The organism is Streptomyces sp. cg35, assembly GCF_050410835.1.
GTDB lineage: Bacteria > Actinomycetota > Actinomycetes > Streptomycetales > Streptomycetaceae > Streptomyces.
Genome location: NZ_CP191268.1, coordinates 6,950,970 through 6,971,002, shown reverse-complemented (window position 1 = coordinate 6,971,002; position 20,033 = coordinate 6,950,970). Strand labels below are relative to the sequence as shown.

The window sequence follows — 20,033 nt, the reverse complement described above, 5'->3', positions numbered from 1 at the left end:
TGTCGGTCCGGACCCCAACTGCGCCCGGAGTTTTCAGGGTTGGCCTCCAGAAGGCATAGTGCAAGCGATCGGCCGACAAGACCAGACACACAGACAGACACACGACATCACGACGTGGGGGCCACCGATGCGGACTGTCCGGCTACGAACCGTGGGCCCCGTCCTGTGGGCGGGCCTCGCCGCCCTCACCGCGGGTGCCGTGCTGTGCGTGGTCGGATGGTACGGGATGTCCGGCGAGCGCTTCGCCGAGCGCCAACTGCCCTATCTCGCCTCGTGCACGGTGCCCGGAGCGGCCCTGATCATCGCGGGCGCGGTGCTGCTCACGTACGGCAGGAGCGCCCTGGCCAGGTCCCGGGTGGAGGAGCTGTACGCGCTCCTGGTCACCGTCGACCCGCCGGCGGCGCCCCGGGCGGCCGCCCCGCTCGCCGTCGACGGCACCCTCCTCATGGTCCCCGGCGGCACGCTGTGGCACCGCGCGGACTGCCCGCTCGTCGAGGGCAAGCCGGAGGCCGTGCCCGCCGACGCCGGGGCCGTCGCGGCCGGCGGTCTCGGGCCGTGCCCCATCTGCGAGCCGCCCGCGGGGAGTTGAGGCGTGGCCTCCCTGACGTACGACCTCACGCTGGCCGGCCTCTCGGTGGGTGCGGCGGCGGCGCTCACCGGGACCGGCCTGATCGTCACGTACCGGGCGACCGGCGTCCTGAACTTCGCGCACGGAGCGATCGCGATGCTCTGCGCGTATCTGCTGCGGCAGTGCGTGGTGGTGTGGTCCTGGCCGCTGTGGGCGGGCGCGGCGCTGGTCCTCCTGGTCGTCGCCCCGGCGCTCGGACTGGCGCTGGAACGCGGGGTGTTCAGGCCGCTCGCGACGGCGGGGAGCGACCCGGCCCGCACCCTCGTCGCCTCGCTCGGCGTCTTCGTGCTGCTGGTCGGGGCGGCGGCCCTGTTGTGGGGCACGGGGGCACGGGAGGACGCGCCGACGCTGATCGCGGCCGATCCGTGGGGGCAGCTCGCGGTGGCCTGCGCGATCGCGGTGACGGTGTGGGCGGTGACCCGGTGGACCCGGTTCGGCGGGGAGCTGCGGGCCGTCGTCGACAACCGCCCGCTCGCCGTGCTCGGCGGCATCGACGCGGACCGGGTCGCGGCGGCGGGCTGGGCCTTCGGCGCGTTCACGGCGGGCCTGACCGGAGTGCTGCTGGCCCCCTATGTGCGCCTCGACCCGTACGGGCTGCCGCTGCTGGTGATGGAGGTCGTGGCGGTCGCGGTCGCGGCGCGGATGCGGTTCCTGTCGGTGGCCGTGCCGGTGGCGCTGGCGATCGGGGTGGCGCAGAGCCAGCTGACCCGGCTGCACCCGGGCGGCCGGGCGGAGCCGCTGCTGCAGGCGGTCGGGGCGAACCTGTTCGTGGTGGCGCTGCTGGTCGCGGCGCTCGCCCTGCCGGGGATCGGCGGGCGCGGGGCACTGCCGCGGGCGGTGACCCGGCGGGTGGTGCCGGCGCCGCCGGGCGCGTGGCCGGTGGCGGCGGTGCTGTTCCTGCTGCCGTTGGGCTTCGCGGGCTCGGACCTGCATACGTCGGTCCAGGTGCCCGCGCTGGCGCTGATCCTGCTGTCGCTGGTCGTCGTGACCGGCCGTGCGGGCCAACTGGCGCTGGGACAGGGGGCGTTCGCGGGACTGGGCGCCCTGTTCGCGACATTGGCAGCACTGGGTCGCTTCCCGGGAATCCCCCAACTCCCCGGTTTGGTGGCGCTGTTGCTGGCGGTGGTCCTGGTGGCGCCCCTGGGGCTGCTGACGGCCGTGCCCGCGATCGGCCGGCACGGTCTCGCCCTGGCCCTCGCCACGTTCGCCGTCGGGGTGGGGGTGAGCCGGTTCGTGTTCGCGCAGCCGTACGCGGCCTCGGGCCTGGCACCGGGCAGGCCGGCCGGATTCGCCGGGGACCGGGCGTACTACCTCCTCGAACTCTGCTTGCTGAGCGGCGCGTTGGTGCTCGTATGGGCGCTGCGCCGGGGCCGGGTCGGCCGGGCACTGGCAGCCGTGCGGGACCACGAGGCCGGGGCGTCGGCGGCCGGGGTGCGGGTGTCCGCGCTCAAGGCCGCCGCCTTCGTGGTGGGGGCCGGGCTCGCGGCGCTGGGCGGCGGGCTGCTGGCGTTCGGGGTGCGGTCGTTCGACCCCGGGGCGTACGACCCGGTGCGCGGGCTGCTGTGGTTCGCGGCGATCGTGGCCCTCGGGGCGGACAGCCTGCTCGCCGCGCCGGCCGGGGCGGCGCTGCTGGTCGGCCTGGACGCGGGGACGCGCGGCGGGGTCGCGGCGGCGGCCGTCGGGGTGCTGGCGCTGCTGGTGGGACGGTTCCCGGAGGGGCCGTACGAGGCGGCTCGGGGCCTCGTCGCACGGGTACGGGGGCCTCGGCGGCCGACCGCGCGGGGCGCCGCGGTGCGGGATGCGCTGCGCCGGGGCGAGCGCCGTCCCGGTCCGGCGCCCTCGGACGGGCTTGATGAGCCCGCCGGCCCGGGGAGTGCCCCGGCGCCGAGGCGGACCCGGAGGGCGAGAGCGGGCGGACCGCCCCAGGCGGCCGGACGACCCTCACCGCCGCCCGTGCTGTCCGGCGCGCGCCTCACCGTCTCCTTCGACGGCCACCCCGTTCTGCACGGCGTCGACATCGCCGTGCCGCCCGGCCGGATCGTCGCCGTCGTCGGGCCCAACGGCGCGGGCAAGAGCACGCTGTTCCACTGCCTCGCCGGGACGGTGCGGCCGGACGCGGGGCGCGTACGGCTCGGGGACCGGGACATCACGGCACTCCCCGCCCACGCACGGACCCGGCTCGGCGTGGCCCGCACGTTCCAACAGCTCGCCGTCTTCCCGTCGTTGACCGTGGCCGAGAACATTCGCGTCGGCGCCGAGCAGGGCCGCGTACGGGACCGGCACGCCACGCGGCGTCTGCTCAGGCTGTTCGGCCTGCGGGGCGGGCGGTTCCCCGCCGATCTGCCCACGGGGACGCTGCGCCGCGTCGAACTGGCCCGGGCCCTCGCGGGCCGACCGCACGTCCTGCTGCTCGACGAACCGGCGGCGGGCCTCGACGACGCCGAAGTCGCCGCTCTGGCACGCCTGCTGAAGGCGCTGGCCGGAGACGGGACGGGCCTGCTCGTCGTCGAGCACGACCTGGACCTGGTGACGGAGCTGGCCGACACGGTGCACGTGATGACGGCGGGCCGCATCGTGGCGTCGGGTCCACCGGCGGCGGTCCTCGACCGCACGGCCGGAGCGCGCCCGTGAAGCACGGCATCGAACTGCGCGCGGCACACGTCCGCTACGGGCCTCTCGAAGCACTCCACGGCATCAGCCTCGCCGCACCCACCGCGGCGGTCACCGTCCTGCTGGGCCGCAACGGATCCGGCCGCACCACCGCCCTGCGCGCCCTCGCGGGCACCGCCCCGCTCACCACCGGGACCGTCGTGTGGGACGGCATCGACGTCACCCGGCAGACGCCCCGCGCCCGCGCGGCCGCGGGCCTGTGTCTCGTCCCCGACCGGCAGGCCGTCTTCGCCGCGCTCGGGGTCGCCGAGAACCTCCGCCTCGCCGCGCCCGACGGCGACATCGCCCCGGCGCTCGACGCCTATCCGGAGCTCCGCCCGCTCCTCGCCCGCCGCGCCGGCACGCTCTCCGGCGGCGAACAGCGGATGCTCGCCGTCTCCCGCGCCCTGCTCTGCCGGGCCCGCGTGGTCCTGGTCGACGAGCCCGCCCAGGGCATGTCATCCGGGGTGGCCGCCCGCACGTACGCCCTGCTGAGCGGGCTCGACGCCTGCGTGGTCCTCGCCGAGCAGCGGCTGCCGCCGGGCCTGCGCCCGTCCGGCCCGGGCGGGGCGACGGTGCTGGTGTACGAACTCGGGCGCGGCGCCGTGGTGTTCAGGGGCGAGGCCGGCGAGGTCACGCCGTCGGGATGACCAGCTGGGTGCCGGCGTTGAGCCGGTCCGGGTGCGGGCCGATCATCTGCCGGTTGGCCTTGTACAGCGCCTCCCAGCCACCCTTGACCTTGAAGCGGCGGGCGATCGAGGTCAGGGTCTCGCCGCGCTGCACCACGTGGACGCGGCCGGCGAGCCGCAGCTTCTTCGAGCACGCGGGCCAGGCCCGCCAGCCCTGGCTGCGCAGGACGTTCTCGGCGACCTTGATCTGCTCGGCGCGGGTCGCGAGATCGGCGCGGGGCGCGTACTTCAGGCCGCCGTGCTCCTCCCAGGTGGGCTGCCAGAACTGGAGCCCGCCGTAGAAGGAGTTGCCGGTGTTCGCGTTCCAGCGGCCGCCGCTCTCGCACTCGGCGAGGCAGGACCACGGCCACTGGTCGCGTGCGCAGTCGTAGGGCTTGCGGGCGGCGCTCCCGCTGCCGGGGGCGGCGGACGCGGCGGGCGGCGTGAGGACCAGGGCGAGCAGCCCGCCCAGGAGGGCCACCGCCCACATGTGCATCTTCGGCTTCGTGGGCATCAGGTGCATCGCGTCACGCTAAGCAGCGGGTACCGGCCTCTCCCGGCGCCGCGCCGCAGTGACCGCGGCCCCACCCGGTCGGCGCACCGGGCAGGACCGCGGGGCATCGCCGCGGCCGGGGCCTACCCGACCAGCAGCCGCTGTCCCGGGAGGATCAGGTCCGGGTCGCCGCCGATCACCGCTTTGTTGACGGCGTACAGGCGCTGCCAGCTGGTGCCGTGGGCCGCCGCGATGCGTCCCAGGGTGTCGCCGCTGCGGACGACGTAGCCGCCGCTCCGGGCAGTCCCGCGGCCCGCGCCCGACGAGGCGCGCTCCACCGGGGCGGACTTCGGTTCGGCCGACCGGGGCGCGGCGGAGCGGGGCTCGGCGGCGGCCGCCGCCGGTGCGCCGCCGTACGCGCCCGCCCGCGCCGAGCAGACGGGCCAGGCGCCCCAGCCCTGCCCGCGCTGCACCTTCGTGGCCACGGCGATCTGCTGGCCCTTCGTGGCCCGGTCGGCCGTGGCGGCGTAGGCCCCTCCGCCGTACGCGCGCCAGGTGCCGGCGGTGAACTGGAGCCCGCCGTAGTAACCGTTGCCGGTGTTGATGTGCCAGTTGCCGCCGCTCTCGCAGCGTGCGATGCGGTCCCAGACGCCGGAGTCCGCCGCGTGGGCGGAGCCGCCGGACGCGAGGAGGCCGAGGGGGGCGAGGAGAACCGCCCCGGCGATCACCGCTGTCGTGCGAGCCGTACGAATCGGCACGGACATGAGAATCCCTCTCGTGGACTGCTGCTCGGTGCAGACGGCGGTGGAATCTAGGCAGCCCGAGAGGTTTGCATCAACCAAGTCCCTGTCACTCCAGGCCAGTTGGCCGTTACCGAAAGTAGTGATGAAAACGCGCCACCCACTTCATTCGCTGATTTCATGATTTGTCGACCTGCCACCTCGGTGATCTGTGACCCACTTCACCCCCTCAACTTGCTCGGAGTACCTACAAGTTGGCGTGGAGTGACAGATTCCGGGTTCCTTCTCACGGTGCGCTTCGGATGAGTGAATTCCGTTCGCCTTCGGGCGTGACTCCCGCCACAGATCACCCGTTGTTCCTTCATAAGTACGCATCCGATCCAGAGGAGCCCCCGTGTCGCGCTTGCTCGACGTCAGTGACGACGTACGCGCCGAGATCGGCGACGAAGAAGCCGACCGGCTGCTCGCCGGTGAGAACGCCCCCGGCGGTTACGACTGCACGTCCTGCCGCACGCCGGGCGACTCCGCGCAGGAACGCACCAGCACGGTCCTGTTCGTCGGCGACGAGACCGCCGTGCTCGCCTTCGCCCATGCCGCCTGCCTGCCCTCGCAGGTCGTCCAGGTCGCCGAGGACCAGCTCCAGGGCGCCGTCCGGTCCATGACCGGGTCCCCGGACGCGCCGGCCGGCGGCGGGCCGCAGGTGGCCGCCCCGACCCAGGCCGTGCTCGGGGTGACCAGCGGCCTGCTGCTGATCGCGGGCGAGCTGCACCCCGCGCTCGTCGTCGAACCGACCGGTCCCATCTCCCGTCCCGGCGCCGAGCCCGGCGGTGGCGACGACTTCCTGCCGCTCCTGATCGAGCAGGGCTTCATGCCGGTCAGCGAGCTCAACGAGGCACCGCGCGTGCTGCCCGGCTGGTCGGTGCTGCTCGCCATGGGCCAGCTGCACGCCGTGCTGCAGCCCGGCACCGGCGGCACCTCCTCCCAGGTCGCCTGGTGGCAGGCGCACCAGGCGCTCCAGGTCACCGACGGCTGGCGGGCCGCGGCCAACAAGACGCACACCGTGCTCGTCCTGGCCGCCCCCGTCGGTTCGATCGGCCGGCAGCCCCGCGAGGACCTGCTGCGCGACGCCCTCGACAAGGCCGCGGCGAACGGCCGGCTGGTCGCCGCCGCGATGCCGCTCGCGGGCACCTGAGCCGACGGGTCCCCTTCCGGACCCCCGACGAATGCGCCGGTCATCCTCCTGACGCCTCGCATAAGCCGAGGCCAAGGGCGCATCCGTCGGGGGTCCGGGTCGTTGGCACAGACGTGCACCCATACGACCCCACCTCATCCCCCTCCGGGCGGCGTCAGCCGTATCCGACCCCCATTCCGGCCATGCGTCCCGCGGAGGACCATGCGGGCAACCGCTCGGCGACTCCGATCTACGACGCCCTGTACGCGGAGTACCGCCGGTCCTTCCGGGCCCTGCCCGGCGACCGCAGCGGCGAGGAGGATCTGGGGTTCACGGCCTTCGGGACGGGGCCCTACGGGGCACGGCAGCACACCCCGCACTACCCGGCGGCGGTCCAGCACCACCAGTACTCCTACTGGCAGACGAACGGGCGGCAGCACGCCCAGGGAGGTCATCTCCCGGCCGCGCTGCCGCCCGCACCGCGCCGCGAGCACTGAACCCGCGGCGCCTGGACCGTCGTAGCGGTACGGCTGTCCCGTACCGCTCTACTTCTTCTTCCCGCGCTTCTCCCGCACGCGCACGGAAATGTGGATCGGCGTCCCCTCGAACCCGAACTCCTCGCGCAGACGCCGCTCCACATAGCGCCGGTAGCCGTGCTCGATGAACCCGGAGGCGAAGAGCACGAACCGCGGCGGCTTGGTGCCGGCCTGCGTACCGAAGAGGATGCGGGGCTGCTTGCCGCCGCGGATGGGGTGCGGGTGGGAGGCGACGAGCTCACCGAGGAACGCGTTCAGGCGCCCGGTCGGGACGCGGGTCTCCCAGCCCGCCAGGGCCGTCTCGATGGCCGGGACCAGCTTCTCCATGTGGCGGCCGGTGCGCGCCGACACGTTCACTCGCGGCGCCCACGCGATCTGACCGAGCTCGGTCTCGATCTCGCGCTCCAGGTAGTAGCGGCGCTCCTCGTCGAGGGTGTCCCACTTGTTGAACGCGACGACGATCGCGCGGCCCGCCTCGACCGCCATCGTGACGATCCGCTGGTCCTGCACGGAGATCGTCTCGGAGGAGTCGATCAGGATGACCGCGACCTCCGCCTTCTCGACGGCGGCGGCCGTGCGCAGCGAGGCGTAGTAGTCGGCGCCCTGCTGGAGGTGGACGCGCTTGCGGATACCGGCGGTGTCGACGAACTTCCAGGTGACGCCGCCCAGTTCGATGAGCTCGTCGACCGGGTCGCGGGTGGTGCCCGCCAGCTCGTTCACGACGACGCGGTCCTCGTTCGCCACCTTGTTCAGGAGCGAGGACTTGCCGACGTTCGGACGGCCGATCAGGGCGATGCGGCGCGGGCCGCCGACGGCGGTGCCGAAGGTCTGCGCGGGCGCCTCGGGCAGCGCCTCCAGGACGGCGTCGAGCATGTCGCCGGTGCCGCGGCCGTGCAGCGAGGAGACCGGGTGCGGCTCGCCGATGCCGAGGGACCACAGGGCGGTGGCGTCGGCCTCGCCGCTGGGGCCGTCGACCTTGTTGGCGCAGAGCACCACCGGCTTGTTGGCCTTGCGCAGCAGGCGGACCACGGCCTCGTCGGTGTCGGTGACGCCGACCGTGGAGTCGACCACGAAGACGACCGCGTCGGCGGTCTCGATCGCGTACTCGGCCTGCGCGGCCACCGACGCGTCGATGCCGAGCACGTCCTGCTCCCAGCCGCCGGTGTCGACGACCTTGAAGCGGCGGCCCGCCCACTCGGCCTCGTAGGTGACGCGGTCGCGGGTGACGCCCGGCTTGTCCTCGACGACGGCCTCGCGGCGGCCGATGATGCGGTTCACCAGGGTCGACTTGCCGACGTTCGGGCGGCCGACGACGGCGAGGACGGGCAGCGGACCGTGGCCGGCGGCCTCGATCGCGCCCTCGACGTCCTCGATGTCGAAGCCCTCTTCCGCGGCGAGCTCCATGAACTCCGCGTACTCGGCATCGCCAAGCGCCCCGTGGTCGTGCTCGGCGAAGCCGTCATCCTCGGGCTGGATCTGGTCGTTCATGAAGTCCGTACCTCGTCGTTCATTCGTGGTGATCGGTGCGCCCGCCTCGGTCAAGGCCGGTGCACTACTGAAAGTCTCGCTCAGCGCCCGGTCAGGCGCCTGGCGTCCGCCAGGTGGGCGGTGAGCCGCTCCTGGATGCGCACGGTCGCCGCGTCGAGCGCCTTGCGCGTACGCCGCCCGCTGCCGTCGCCCGCTTCGAAGGGGTCCCCGAAGACGACGTCGACCCGGCTGCGCAGCGGAGGCAGCGCCTTTATCAACCGTCCGGGCCGCTCCGTGCTTCCCAGTACGGCGACCGGAACGATCGGCGCCCCGCCGCGCACCGCGAAGTACGCGAGGCCGGCCCGCAGCGACGCGAAGTCGCCGTCGCCGCGCGTGCCCTCGGGGAAGATGCCGAGCACTCCCCCGTCACGCAGGACGTCGAGGGCCCGCGTGATGGCCGTCCGGTCCGCGCTGGTCCGGTCCACCTTGAGCTGTCCGATGCCTTCGAGGAAGGTGCCGAGCGGCCCGACGAACGCCTCCTGCTTGATCAGGAAGTGCGTCGGGCGCGGGGCGACGCCCATGACCATGGGGCCGTCGATGTTGTGGGAGTGGTTGACCGCGAGGATCACCGGGCCGGTCGCGGGGACCCGCCAGGACCCGAGCACACGCGGCTTCCACAGCCCGTACATCAGGCCGACGCCGATGCGCCGCCCGACCTCGGCCCCACGTTCCGGAGGGCTGACAGGACTCACTTGGAGGCCCGCTTCTCCTCGACGAGGGTCACGACGCACTCGATGACCTGCTGCAGCGTGAGCTCCGTGGTGTCGACCTCGACGGCGTCGCCGGCCTTGGCGAGCGGCGACGTCTTGCGGCTGGAGTCGGCCTGGTCGCGCTTGATCAGGGCCTCCTGCGTGGCCTTGACGTCGGCGCCCTTCAGCTCGCCGGAGCGGCGGGCGGCACGGGCCTCGGGCGAGGCGGTGAGGAAGATCTTCAGGTCGGCGTCGGGCAGCACGGTCGTCCCGATGTCCCGGCCCTCGACGACGATGCCCGGGCCCTCGGCGGCGGCAGCGGTCGCGATGGAACGCTGCAGCTCGGTGATGAGGGCGCGCACCTCGGGGACGGCGCTGACGGCGCTGACCTTGGAGGTGACCTCGGTGGTCCGGATCGGGCCCGCGACATCGGTGCCGTCGACGGTGATGGTGGGCGCGGACGGGTCGGTGCCGGAGACGATCTCGGCCTTGCCGGCGACCGCGGCGACGGCGGACGGGTCGGTGAGGTCGATCCCGTTGTTCACCATCCACCAGGTGATCGCCCGGTACTGGGCGCCGGTGTCGAGGTAGTTCAGGCCGAGCTGGGCGGCGACGGCCTTCGAGGTGCTCGACTTGCCCGTGCCGGAGGGTCCGTCGATGGCGACGATCACAGCTGCCGGGGCGGCGGTTTCCACGGTGACGGACACCTTTCTGAGTACACGGGGCAGGAGTGCGGGGCGCGAAAGCACCCCGCACAAGGTTACTGGCTCCCGCAGGCGCCTCTTACTGCCGCATGGCCCAGCCGCGCTCGCGCAGCGCCGCCGCCAGTTTCGGGGCCGCCGCGGGCTGCACCATGAGCTGCACGAAACCGGCCTGCTGCCCGGTCGCGTGCTCGATCCGCACGTCCTCGACGTTGACGCCGGCGGCGCCCGCGTCCGCGAAGATGCGGGCCAGCTCGCCGGGCTGGTCGGAGATGAGGACGGCCACGATCTCGTACGCCGCCGGGGCCGCGCCGTGCTTGCCGGGGACCCGGCTCTGGCCCGCGTTGCCCCGGCGCAGCATCGTCTCGACGCCGGCGACGCCCTCGCGGCGCTTGGCGTCGTCGGCGGACTGCAGGGAGCGCAGGGCCTGGACCGTCTCGTCGAGGTCGGCGGAGACCGCCGAGAGCAGGTCGGCGACCGGTCCCGGGTTCGCGGAGAGGATGTCGATCCACATGCCCGGGTCCGAGGCCGCGATCCGGGTCACGTCGCGGATGCCCTGCCCGCACAGGCGGACGGCGCTCTCCTCGGCGTTCTCCAGACGGGCCGCGACCATGCTGGAGACCAGGTGCGGCATGTGCGAGACGAGCGCGACCGCCCGGTCGTGGGCGTCGGCGTCCATGACGACGGGGACGGCGCGGCACAGGGCGACGAGTTCGAGGGCGAGGTTCAGGACCTCGGTGTCGGTGTCGCGGGTCGGGGTCAGCACCCACGGCCGGCCCTCGAAGAGGTCAGCGGTCGCGGCGAGCGGGCCGCTGCGCTCGCGGCCGCTCATCGGATGCGTGCCGATGTACGCCGTGAGGTCCAGGCCCAGCGCTTCGAGGTCGCGGCGCGGGCCGCCCTTGACGCTGGCGACGTCGAGGTAGGCGCGGGCCGTGCCGCGCCGCATCGTGTCGGCGAGGGTCGCGGCGACGTGCGCGGGCGGCACGGCGACGACGCAGAGGTCGACGGTGCCCTCCGGGGCCTCGTCGGTGCCGGCGCCGAGCGCGGCGGCGGTGCGGGCCTGCGCCGTGTCGTGGTCGGCGAGGTGCACGGTGACACCGCGCGAGGCGAGGGCGAGGGCGGCGGAGGTGCCGATGAGGCCGGTGCCGATGACGAGTGCGGTTCTCACTGGGCGATGTCCTTGCGCAGGGTGGCCGCGGCGCCGAGGTAGACGTGGGCGACCTCGGACTTGGGCAGCTCGGTCTCGACGTGCGCGAGGACGCGGACGACGCGCGGCATGGCGCCCGCGATGTCCAGCTCCTGAGCGCAGATCAGCGGTACGTCGACGATGCCGAGCTTGCGGGCGGCGGCCGCCGGGAAGTCGGAGTGCAGATCGGGCGTGGCCGTGAACCAGATCGATATCAGGTCGTCGGAGGTCAGCTCGTTCCGCTCGAGGACGGCGGTGAGCAGGGCGCTGACCTGCTCGTCCATGTGCCCGGCCTCGTCCCGTTCGAGTTGGACGGCGCCCCGGACCGCTCGTACCGCCACGGTGTCACTCCTTGATCATGTCCGTACGTCTGCCGGCGTCCAGCGTAGTTGGGGCGGTACGCGCGGGTGCGCGGCGCCCGTCCTTCGAGACGGCCGCCGCGCACCCGGTGACGTACGGATCAGAGCTGCTGCTGCTTGATCAGGTCCTCCAGGGAGCCGCTGCTGGGCACCTGTCCCTCGGGGGTCAGCTTGTCGACGACCTGAGGCAGCTGCTGCGCCACCTCCTGGGCCACCTGGTCGCGGCTGACGCCCGCGTCGGTGGCGACCTTGTCGAGGGTCTCGTCGGGGACTGCTTCCTTGACCTGGTCGGGGGTGAGCGGTTGGTTGTCGCCCTTGCCGACCCAGGAGTCGAGCTGGTCCTGGCTGACCAGGCCGGACTTCGTGATCATGTCCATCAGGCCGCCGAGCGGATTCGAGCCTCCGCCGGATCCGGCCGCGCCGCCCGCGCCGCCGAGCAGGCCGCCCAGGATCTTTCCGAGGTCGAGACCCCCGCCGGAGGCCCCGTTCTGGCCGCCTCCGCCCAGGAGACCGCCGAGCAGACTGCCCAGATCGTTACCCGCCATGGTCACGCGCCTTTCGGACATTCGGAAAACCCGTTTCACCTCAATGTCACCCCATTCGCCCCCTGTCGCCACTCGGCCGGAACTGCTTGCATGGATGGCGCCATCGTGTGCTGCCTCGGGGGAGGCCCGCCATGAAGTCCTCAGGACCCCTCTACACGCTGTTCGCCGGTCTGGCTCTGGGCCTGGTCATGCTGTCGCTGAACGCGACGACGGGTGAAGGTGCCTCTCCGTCCGGTGGTGCGCCGGCCGCCACGGCGATCCCGTCGCCCGCGCCGACCCGTACGACGGCGGGCCCGAGCACCGGTCCGAGCCCGTCGAAGCCGGCCGCTGCGAAGACCAGCTACGCGGGCCGTACCGACGACGACACCGCGGCCGTCTCCGTCTCCGTACGCGACGACAAGGCGGTGGCCTACTTCTGCGACGGCCGTTCCAAGGAGTCCTGGCTGAAGGGGGACGTCGAGGACGACGGCTCGATGAAGCTCAGCGGCAAGCACGGTGCCGAGCTCACGGGCACCCTCGCCGACGAGCGGATCCGCGGCACCGTCGAGATCGAGGACCGCCCGTACGCCTTCACGGCACGCAAGGCCGTCAAGCCGTCCGGCCTGTACCGGGCCACCACCGAGGTGCGCGGCGCGGAGATCGACGGCGGCTGGATCGTGCTGCCCGACGGCCGTCAGGTCGGCATCGTCACGCGGGACGACGAGCCGTCGAAGGCACCTCCCATCGATCCGGAGACCGGCGCCGTCACGGTCGACGGCGAGCACGTGACCGCGCGCCCCGTCGTGCCCTGACCTGTGTGGAGGGGTTGCCATGACCGTCGACCCGATGACCTGTGTGGAGGGGTTGTCATGACCGTCGATCCGAATGCCGCCACCCAGAGCTTCCCCGGCCCCGATCCCGGTCACCGCCGCCCGCACCCGGCCCGCTATCTGGTGCCCGCCGCCGTCGCGGCGCTGGTGGCCGTGGCGCTCGGGGCGTACGGCAAGGTCCACGACCCGGCGGGCACGGCCTTCAACCTGGCGGGGTTCTCCAGTACGAGCGCGGTGAAGTCCTGGCTCGCGACGGTGGCCTTCGTCTTCGCGCTGGTGCAGGTCGTCTCGGCCTTCATGGTGTACGGGAAGCTGCGCGGCCCGTCCTGGGCGCCCGCCCTGCACCGCTGGTCGGGCCGGATCGCGTTCCTGGTGGCGGTGCCGGTCGCGGTGCACTGCCTCTACGGGCTCGGCTACCAGACGTACTCGGACCGCGTCATGTGGCACTCGTTCCTCGGCTGCTTCTTCTTCGGCGCGTTCAGCGCCAAGATGCTGCTGCTGCGCGCGGAGCGGCTGCCCGGCTGGCTGCTGCCGGTGGTGGGCGGCCTGGTGTTCGCGGTCCTGACGCTGCTGTGGCTGACGTCCGCTCTGTGGTTCTTCCGGACGGTGGGGGTGACGACATGAAGCCTGCGGCGACCCGACGCAGCGTGCTCCTCGCGGGCGCGGCCTCGCTCATGGCGGGGTGCAGCAAGTACGGCGACGAGAACGGCGGGGACGGCGACACGGCTCGGCCGCAGCCGTCGCCGACCGGGTCCGGCACGCCCACGAAGCGGTCCCAGGAGCCACCCGCGGCAGCCGAGCTGGCGAAGACGTCCGATGTCCCGGTCGGCGGCGGGAAGGTCTTCGCCGACAAGAAGGTCGTGGTGACGCAGCCGGCGCAGGGCGACTTCAAGGCGTTCTCCGCGGTCTGCACGCATGAGGGCTGCACGGTCGGGTCGGTGTCGGACGGCACGATCAACTGCCCGTGCCACGGTTCGAAGTACCGGATCGCGGACGCCTCGGTGGCGGGCGGCCCGGCGCCGCGCCCGCTGCCGCCGCAGAAGATCACGGTCACCGGAAATTCGATCTCGCTCGGCTGAGGGCACGCCTTACGCTCCCCGCATGGAACCGGAACACCCGCGGCCGCACGACCTGGTGCGCGACCACACGGTCTACTCCTGCGTGATGGGCTCGCGCGCCTTCGGTCTGGCCACGGACGCCAGTGACACGGACCGCCGCGGCGTGTACCTGGCGCCGACGCCCCTGTACTGGCGGTTCGAGAAGCCGCCCACGCACGTCGAGGGCCCGGCGCAGGAGCAGTTCTCCTGGGAGCTGGAGCGCTTCTGCGAGCTGGCCCTGCGCGCCAACCCGAACATCCTGGAGTGCCTGCACTCCCCGCTCGTCGAGCAGGTCACGGACACCGGCCGCGAGCTCCTCGCCCTGCGCGGGGCGTTCCTGTCGCGCCGGGCGCACGAGACGTTCGCGCGGTACGCGGCCGGCCAGCGCAGGAAGCTGGAGGCCGATGTCCGCACCCACGGCGCCCCGCGCTGGAAGCACGCGATGCACCTGCTGCGGCTCCTGATGTCCTGCCGCGATCTGCTGCGCACCGGCGAGCTGACGATCGACGTGGGCGATCAGCGCGAGGCGCTCCTCGCGGTCAAGCGCGGCGAGGTGGCGTGGCCGGAGGTGGAGGCCCGGATGGAGCGGCTCGCGGCCGAGGCCGAGAAGGCGGCGGCCCGCACCCCGCTCCCCCTCGAACCGGACCGGGCCCGCGTCGAGGACTTCCTGATCCGCACCCGCCGCGGCTCAGCCCTCCAGGCGGGCCCTGACCACTAGGTCGTGCAGGGCGTCGTGGGCGTGGGGCTCGTCGGGCAGCTTCGACGCGGTCTGCGCCGCGTCCAGCTCGGCGTGCAGCGCCTCGATGTCGGCGGCCACGCGCGCGTGCTCCACGTCGGCACCGCCGTGCTCGGCGGCCGCCTTGGCCTCGATGAGGTCGGGCAGATAGGCCGGCGCCGTCAACTCCCCGAGGAGCGTGGGCAGATGGGCCTGGACCTCGCCGCTGCGCATCAGATGGACTCCGGTGAGCAGCACGCGGAACGCGTACAGCAGCGGCTTGAGCTCGCGGGTCTTCTCGTAGAGCCGCCACTGGGTGCCGGCGAACCCGCGGTAGTGATGGGCGTGGTGCCGGGTGACGACGTCCGGCGCGAGCGCGACGAGTGCGCGGTGGGTGTCCGTGGTGTGCACGACGAGCGGTGACAGCAGCTGCTCCAGCACATAGCCGTTGCGCCGCAGCATCAGCCGTACGAACTTCCGCAGGTCGTGGGTGACGAGGTCCATCTCGACGCCGTCGGTGAACCACATCCGCGACCGGGTCTCCTCCGGCGCGCGCAGCCCGAGGAGCGCGGCGGCGGGCAGCAGGTGGACGCCGCGCAGGTCCACGTCGGAGTCGCGGGAGGGGAACCCGTACAGGTGGGCGCCGGAGACCGTGGCGAACAGCAGCGGGTCGGGCTCGTCCGCGACGACCGAGGTCAGGTCGACGGAGGCGGGCAGGTGCGCGTCGGCGATCATCCGGCCATACTGCCGGACCGCGCCGCCGCGCACCCGCGCATTCACGCGTCCCAGCCGGCGCCGAACGCGATCAGCTCGTCCCGGTGCTCGATGCGCTCCACCCACTTCGCGGGCCAGGCGTCGGCCCCGAGGTGGGCGCCCGCGAAGGCGCCGGCGAGCGCGGCGATCGAGTCCGAGTCGCCGGAGGTGCAGGCGGCTCTGCGCAGCGCGAGCACCGGCTCGTCCACGAAGAGCAGGAAGCACTGCAGGGCGGTGGCGAGCGCCTCCTCGGCGATCCAGCCCGCGCCGGTGGCGAGGCACGGGTCGGTCTCCGGCGAGGGGGACGCGAGGGCGTCGCGCAGCCGGTCGAGCACGTCGAGGCACTCGTCCCAGCCGGCCGCGGCGAACGCCTCGGGCGTGGCCGCGCCGCCGCGCGTCCACAGGTCGCCGAGCCACCGCTCGTGGTAGGTCTCGCGGTTCTCGTACGCGTACGAGCGCAGCAGTCCCACGAGCCCGGTCGGTTCGGCACCCTCGGCGAGGAGGCGTACGGCGTGCGCGGTGAGGTCGGAGGCGGCGAGCGCGGTCGGGTGGCCGTGGGTGAGTCCGGCCTGCAACTGGGCGGCGCCCGCCCGCTGTTCGTCGCTCAGGCCGGGGACGAGGCCGAGCGGGGTGACCCGCATGTTGGCGCCGCACCCCTTGGACCGCGGCTGACTGGCGTCCTGCCAGGCCCGGTCCTCGGCCTTGAGCAGGTTGCACGCGCGCAGGCAGGTGTTGCCGGGCGCGCGGTTGTTGTCCGGCGACTGATACCAGTCCACGAACTCCTCGCGCAGCGGCCGCTCGAACCGCTGCGGGTCGAGCGGGCCCCGCCCCATGGCGGTGCGCAGGCCGCGCGAGACGGCGAGTGCCATCTGGGTGTCGTCCGTGATGTGGGCGACGGGGGGTCCCGGCAGTTCCATCTCCCGCCAGGGCCCGCACTTGGCGAGGATCGCCGGTACGTCGTCGAACTCCGTCGGGAATCCGAGCGCGTCCCCGAGGGCGAGCCCGAGGAGCGATCCGGTCGCGGGACGCTTGGTCATGAGCGGGTTCCTTCCGAGGGGTCGGGCGCGGGCCTGAGCAGCGGCGGGAGCAGGGCGTCCGCGCCGCCGGCCCGGTACAGCGCGGCGGGCTTGCCGCGGCCGCCGGTCAGCCGGGACGCGCCGGGCACCTGCTCGACGAAGCCGGGGGTGGCCAGCACCTTGCGCCGGAAGTTCGCCGGGTCGAGCTCGGCCCCCCACACGACCTCGTAGACCTGGCGCAGCTCGCCGAGCGTGAACTCGGGCGGGCAGAAGGCCGTGGCCAGACAGGTGTACTCGAGCTTGCCGCCGATCCGCTCGTAGGCGTCGGCGAGGATCAGGTCGTGGTCGAAGGCGAGCGGGCCGTGCGCGCCGGAGGCGTGCGGCAGCCACGCGGCGCGGGCGGCGTCACCGCCGCCCCGGGCCTGCGGCGCGTCCGGGACGAGCGCGGCGAAGGCGACGGAGACGATCCGCATCCGGGGGTCGCGGTCCGGTTCGCTGTAGGTGCGCAGCTGCTCCAGGTGCAGTCCGGCGACATCGCTCAGTCCGGTCTCCTCGGCGAGCTCGCGCCGGGCCGCGGTCTCCGCGGACTCGTCGGGCTCCAGGAATCCCCCCGGCAGCGCCCAGCGCCCCGCGTACGGGTCCTGGCCGCGCTCGACGAGCAGGATGTGCAGCCGGCCCGCGCGGATGGTGAAGACCGCGAGATCGACGGTGACGGCGAAGGGCTCATAGGCGTGCTTGTCGTAGCCGTGCATGCGACAGCCCCCTCCTTTATTGGTCTAAGCGACCTTAAAAGGAGGGGGCCGGAGCGCACAAGCCCTGCGCGGGGCGACCTACAGGTCGACTTCCTTCATCAGCATGCCGACCTCGGTGTTCGACAGCCGGCGCAGCCAGCCCGACTTCTGGTCGCCGAGCGTGATCGGCCCGAAGGCCACCCGCACCAGCTTGTCGACGGGGAACCCGGCCTCGGCCAGCATCCGCCGCACGATGTGCTTGCGGCCCTCGTGCAGGGTCACCTCGACCAGGTAGTTCTTGCCGGTCTGCTCGACGACGCGGAAGTGGTCCGCCTTCGCGTACCCGTCCTCCAGCTGGATGCCGTCCTTGAGCTGCTTGCCCAGGTCGCGCGGGATCGGCCCGACGATGTGCGCGAGGTAGACCTTCTTCACGCCGTACTTGGGGTGGGTCAGCCGGTGCGCCAGCTCGCCGTGGTTGGTGAGCAGGATGACGCCCTCGGTCTCGGTGTCGAGCCGCCCGACGTGGAACAGCCGCGTCTCACGGTTGTTCGTGTAGTCGCCGAGGCACTGCCGGCCTTCGTTGTCCTCCATCGTGGAGACGACGCCGGCCGGCTTGTTCAGCGAGAAGAACTGGTACGACTGCGTGGCCACGGTCAGCCCGTCGACCTTGATCTCGTCCTTCTCGGTGTCGACACGCAGACCCTGCTCCAGCACGATCTCGCCGTTGACCTCGACGCGGGCCTGGTCGACCAGCTCCTCACAGGCGCGCCGCGAGCCGTAGCCGGCGCGGGCGAGCACCTTCTGCAGCCGCTCGCCCTCCTGCTCGGCACCCGGGAACGTCTTCGGGAGCTTCACTTCCTTCTTGCCCGCGTACCGGTCGCGGTTGCGCTCCTCGGTCCGCGTCTCGTACTCACGGGAGCGCGAGGGGGCCGTCCGGCCGCCGGACTGCTGGCCGCGCCTGGGGCCGCCCTTGGCGCCGCCGCGCGCCGAGGCGCCGCGGCCCGACTTCGGGCCGTCCTGGGTGCCGCCGGGGCCCACGTCGTAACGCCGCTCCTCCGGACGCGGCTTCTTCGGACGGCCGCTGCCGCCCTGCTTGTCGTCGCGGTTGTTGCCGGCCCCGCGGTGGTTACCGCGGCCGCCGCTGTTCCCGCCGCGGCCGCCGCTGTTGCCACCACGGCTCCCGCCGTTGTTTCCGCTGCTGTTCCTGCCGCTGCTGCTTCGCATCAAGTTTCCGTTAGTCGGCTGTGTACTCGGTGTACTCGGCACCCGGCGCATCGGGTGCGTCCGGGTCGAACGACGGAACCCCTTCCAGCGTGTCCGCCTCGATCGCGTCCGCCTCGGGGAGGAAGGGCGCGAGCTCCGGCAGCTCGTCCAGGCCGCGCAGGCCCATCCGCTCCAGAAAGTAGTTCGTCGTCCTGTACAGGATCGCACCTGTTTCGGGTTCCGCGCCCGCCTCCTCCACCAGACCGCGCTGGAGCAGGGTTCGCATGACCCCGTCACAGTTCACTCCGCGCACGGCGGAGACCCGCGATCGGCTCACCGGCTGGCGGTACGCGACGACCGCCAGGGTCTCCAGGGCCGCCTGGGTGAGCCGGGCGACCTGCCCGTCGAGCACGAAGCCCTCGACGGCGGCGGCGTACTCGGGCCGCGTGTAGAACCGCCAGCCACCGGCGACGAGCCGCAGCTCGAAGCCGCGGCCCTGCACGGTGTACTCGTCGGCCAGCTCCCGCAGCGCGTCCGCGACGGCCCGTCGGGGCCGCTCCAGGATCCTGGCGAGGTGCTCCTCGGTGGCGGGCTCGTCGACGACCATGAGGACGGCTTCGAGGGCGGGCTTGAGCGCGAGCCCGGCCACGGCGGTGCTGTCCGTCTCGGCGCTCATACCGCGCCCTCCTTCTGCTGGTCCTTGTCGCCGCCCGGCACCTCGGGGGCCCGGTCGAACTCGTCCGTCACGACGGGCTCCGTCGCGTCCTCGCCGCCGGTCCAGCGCACGAGGAGCTCGCCGAGCGCGGTCTCCTGGTCCAGGGCGACGGCCTTCTCGCGGTACAGCTCGAGCAGCGCCAGGAACCGGGCCACGACGGTCAGGGTGTCGTCGGTGTCCGCCACCAGGTCCCGGAAACTGGCCTCGCCGAGCTCCCGCAGCCTGGCCACCACCACGCCGGCCTGCTCCTGCACGCTGACCAGCGGGGCGTGGATGTGGTCGACGTAGACCTGCGGCTTGGGCCGGGGCTGCATCGCCTTCACGGCGAGCTCGGCGAACCCTTCCGCCCCGATGCTGATGACGACGTCGGGCAGCAGGTCGGCATGGTGCGGCTCCAGGCCGACGGTCCGCGGGTAGCGCCGCGCCTCCGCGTCGAGCCGTTCGCTGAAGATGTCGGCGATCCGCTTGTACGCGCGGTACTGCAGCAGCCGCGCGAACAGCAGGTCACGGGCCTCCAGGAGCGCGAGGTCGGCCTCGTCCTCCACCTCGGCGGCGGGCAGCAGCCGGGCCGCCTTCAGATCGAGCAGTGTCGCGGCGACGACGAGGAACTCGGTGGTCTGGTCGAGGTCCCAGTCCGGCCCCATGGCCCGGATGTGGGCCATGAACTCGTCGGTCACCTTGGACAGCGCGACCTCGGTGACGTCGAGCTTGTGCTTCGAGATGAGCTGAAGCAGCAGGTCGAAGGGCCCCTCGAAGTTGGCGAGCCGCACTTTGAAGCGCCCGTCGTCGACCTCGGGCTCACCCTCCGGATCAGCCACCGCCTCCGGACCGGCTTCGGCTTCGGCTTCGGCTTCGGCTTCGGCTTCGGCTTCGGCTTCGGCTTCGGCTTCGGCTTCGGCTTCGGGCGGAGCATGCGGCTCGGGCGCAGCCACCGCTTCCGGCTCGGGCGGAGCCTCGGGTCCGTCCCCGGCAGCCTCCGGATCCGGGGCCACGGGAGCGTCCGGTTCGACCGGCGGAGCCACCCCGCGGCCCAGCACACGCCGACGTGCGCCCCGGCCGGGCGGAAGGGAGGAATCGTTCACGGGCATCAACGCCGGAGGCT

The 20,033-nt window shown here is 73.1% G+C and carries 23 protein-coding genes; 9 read left to right on the top strand and 14 right to left on the bottom strand.

All coding sequences use genetic code 11. From position 1 onward, the window contains the following. Nucleotides 1-127 precede the first annotated feature (127 nt). Genes ACQUQD_RS31905 through ACQUQD_RS31895 form a run of 3 tightly spaced genes read left to right on the top strand, consistent with a single transcriptional unit; the run spans nt 128 to nt 3,927 of the window. Entirely contained in the window at nt 128-589 is a 462-nt protein-coding gene (locus tag ACQUQD_RS31905) for a hypothetical protein (RefSeq protein ID WP_428955625.1), read from the top strand. A gap of 3 nt (nt 590-592) precedes the next feature. Then, nucleotides 593-3,259 carry an ABC transporter permease subunit gene (locus tag ACQUQD_RS31900; RefSeq protein WP_428955624.1) on the top strand — a complete coding sequence of 889 codons (2,667 nt, stop codon included), beginning with the start codon at nt 593-595 and terminating at the stop codon, nt 3,257-3,259. Next, nucleotides 3,256-3,927: an ATP-binding cassette domain-containing protein gene (locus tag ACQUQD_RS31895; protein ID WP_428955623.1), complete on the top strand. Its 672-nt coding sequence runs from the start codon at nt 3,256-3,258 to the stop codon at nt 3,925-3,927. The genes ACQUQD_RS31900 and ACQUQD_RS31895 overlap by 4 nt, the downstream gene beginning before the upstream one ends. Here ACQUQD_RS31895 and ACQUQD_RS31890 read toward each other — a convergent pair. Both ACQUQD_RS31890 and ACQUQD_RS31885 read right to left on the bottom strand, forming a co-directional pair. Next, on the bottom strand, nt 3,911-4,468 hold the full coding sequence (locus ACQUQD_RS31890; protein WP_428955622.1) for a transglycosylase family protein: 558 nt from the start codon (nt 4,466-4,468) through the stop codon (nt 3,911-3,913). The two genes, ACQUQD_RS31895 and ACQUQD_RS31890, sit on opposite strands and share 17 nt — an antisense overlap. A gap of 113 nt (nt 4,469-4,581) precedes the next feature. Next, nucleotides 4,582-5,202 carry a transglycosylase family protein gene (locus ACQUQD_RS31885; RefSeq protein WP_428955621.1) on the bottom strand — a complete coding sequence of 207 codons (621 nt, stop codon included), beginning with the start codon at nt 5,200-5,202 and terminating at the stop codon, nt 4,582-4,584. 370 nt (nt 5,203-5,572) lie between these two features. Here ACQUQD_RS31885 and ACQUQD_RS31880 point away from each other — a divergent pair, with 370 nt between their 5' ends. Further along, nucleotides 5,573-6,370 (top strand): hypothetical protein, encoded by a 798-nt coding sequence (locus ACQUQD_RS31880; RefSeq protein WP_428955620.1) that lies wholly within the window; start codon nt 5,573-5,575, stop codon nt 6,368-6,370. Between the two features lie 182 nt (nt 6,371-6,552). Then, nucleotides 6,553-6,846: a hypothetical protein gene (locus tag ACQUQD_RS31875; RefSeq protein WP_428955619.1), complete on the top strand. Its 294-nt coding sequence runs from the start codon at nt 6,553-6,555 to the stop codon at nt 6,844-6,846. Between the two features lie 48 nt (nt 6,847-6,894). Here ACQUQD_RS31875 and der read toward each other — a convergent pair whose 3' ends face one another. From der to ACQUQD_RS31845, 6 genes are all read right to left on the bottom strand, one after another. Next, on the bottom strand, nt 6,895-8,373 hold the full coding sequence (gene der, locus ACQUQD_RS31870; protein ID WP_428955618.1) for a ribosome biogenesis GTPase Der: 1,479 nt from the start codon (nt 8,371-8,373) through the stop codon (nt 6,895-6,897). A gap of 80 nt (nt 8,374-8,453) precedes the next feature. Next, nucleotides 8,454-9,041: a lysophospholipid acyltransferase family protein gene (locus ACQUQD_RS31865; protein ID WP_428957712.1), complete on the bottom strand. Its 588-nt coding sequence runs from the start codon at nt 9,039-9,041 to the stop codon at nt 8,454-8,456. Nucleotides 9,042-9,100: 59 nt separating this feature from the next. Continuing rightward, nucleotides 9,101-9,796 carry a (d)CMP kinase gene (gene cmk / locus ACQUQD_RS31860; RefSeq protein WP_428955617.1) on the bottom strand — a complete coding sequence of 232 codons (696 nt, stop codon included), beginning with the start codon at nt 9,794-9,796 and terminating at the stop codon, nt 9,101-9,103. Nucleotides 9,797-9,884: 88 nt separating this feature from the next. Beyond that, entirely contained in the window at nt 9,885-10,970 is a 1,086-nt protein-coding gene (locus ACQUQD_RS31855) for a prephenate dehydrogenase (RefSeq protein ID WP_428955616.1), read from the bottom strand. Continuing rightward, nucleotides 10,967-11,329 carry a chorismate mutase gene (aroH, locus tag ACQUQD_RS31850; protein ID WP_428955615.1) on the bottom strand — a complete coding sequence of 121 codons (363 nt, stop codon included), beginning with the start codon at nt 11,327-11,329 and terminating at the stop codon, nt 10,967-10,969. The genes ACQUQD_RS31855 and aroH overlap by 4 nt, the downstream gene beginning before the upstream one ends. Nucleotides 11,330-11,448: 119 nt before the next feature. After that, on the bottom strand, nt 11,449-11,892 hold the full coding sequence (locus tag ACQUQD_RS31845) for a YidB family protein (RefSeq protein ID WP_428955614.1): 444 nt from the start codon (nt 11,890-11,892) through the stop codon (nt 11,449-11,451). Between the two features lie 131 nt (nt 11,893-12,023). Here ACQUQD_RS31845 and ACQUQD_RS31840 point away from each other — a divergent pair, with 131 nt between their 5' ends. From ACQUQD_RS31840 to ACQUQD_RS31825, 4 genes are read left to right on the top strand one after another with little or no spacing between them, the layout of a single operon-like run. Further along, complete coding sequence (locus tag ACQUQD_RS31840) at nt 12,024-12,683, top strand: hypothetical protein (RefSeq protein ID WP_428955613.1); 660 nt, start codon at nt 12,024-12,026, stop codon at nt 12,681-12,683. Between the two features lie 57 nt (nt 12,684-12,740). Next, nucleotides 12,741-13,325 (top strand): DUF6529 family protein, encoded by a 585-nt coding sequence (locus ACQUQD_RS31835; RefSeq protein WP_428955612.1) that lies wholly within the window; start codon nt 12,741-12,743, stop codon nt 13,323-13,325. Next, entirely contained in the window at nt 13,322-13,780 is a 459-nt protein-coding gene (locus tag ACQUQD_RS31830; protein ID WP_428955610.1) for a Rieske (2Fe-2S) protein, read from the top strand. Before ACQUQD_RS31835 ends, ACQUQD_RS31830 begins: the two co-directional genes overlap by 4 nt. A gap of 22 nt (nt 13,781-13,802) precedes the next feature. Then, on the top strand, nt 13,803-14,516 hold the full coding sequence (locus ACQUQD_RS31825) for a nucleotidyltransferase domain-containing protein (protein WP_428955609.1): 714 nt from the start codon (nt 13,803-13,805) through the stop codon (nt 14,514-14,516). Here the strand turns inward: ACQUQD_RS31825 and ACQUQD_RS31820 are convergent. The 6 genes from ACQUQD_RS31820 to ACQUQD_RS31795 all read right to left on the bottom strand — a co-directional run bounded on the left by ACQUQD_RS31820 (nt 14,487) and on the right by ACQUQD_RS31795 (nt 20,019). Continuing rightward, entirely contained in the window at nt 14,487-15,248 is a 762-nt protein-coding gene (locus ACQUQD_RS31820; RefSeq protein WP_428955608.1) for a nucleotidyltransferase domain-containing protein, read from the bottom strand. The two genes, ACQUQD_RS31825 and ACQUQD_RS31820, sit on opposite strands and share 30 nt — an antisense overlap. Nucleotides 15,249-15,289: 41 nt before the next feature. Then, nucleotides 15,290-16,303 carry an ADP-ribosylglycohydrolase family protein gene (locus ACQUQD_RS31815; RefSeq protein WP_428955607.1) on the bottom strand — a complete coding sequence of 338 codons (1,014 nt, stop codon included), beginning with the start codon at nt 16,301-16,303 and terminating at the stop codon, nt 15,290-15,292. Beyond that, a complete protein-coding gene (locus ACQUQD_RS31810; protein WP_428955606.1) occupies nt 16,300-17,034 on the bottom strand; it encodes an NUDIX hydrolase in 735 nt (244 codons plus the stop codon). Before ACQUQD_RS31810 ends, ACQUQD_RS31815 begins: the two co-directional genes overlap by 4 nt. Nucleotides 17,035-17,112: 78 nt before the next feature. Then, on the bottom strand, nt 17,113-18,237 hold the full coding sequence (locus ACQUQD_RS31805; RefSeq protein WP_428955605.1) for a pseudouridine synthase: 1,125 nt from the start codon (nt 18,235-18,237) through the stop codon (nt 17,113-17,115). 10 nt (nt 18,238-18,247) lie between these two features. Beyond that, entirely contained in the window at nt 18,248-18,892 is a 645-nt protein-coding gene (scpB, locus tag ACQUQD_RS31800; RefSeq protein ID WP_428955604.1) for an SMC-Scp complex subunit ScpB, read from the bottom strand. After that, nucleotides 18,889-20,019, bottom strand: coding sequence for a segregation and condensation protein A (locus ACQUQD_RS31795; RefSeq protein WP_428955603.1), 1,131 nt, complete (start codon nt 20,017-20,019; stop codon nt 18,889-18,891). Before ACQUQD_RS31795 ends, scpB begins: the two co-directional genes overlap by 4 nt. Between the last annotated feature and the right edge of the window lie 14 nt (nt 20,020-20,033).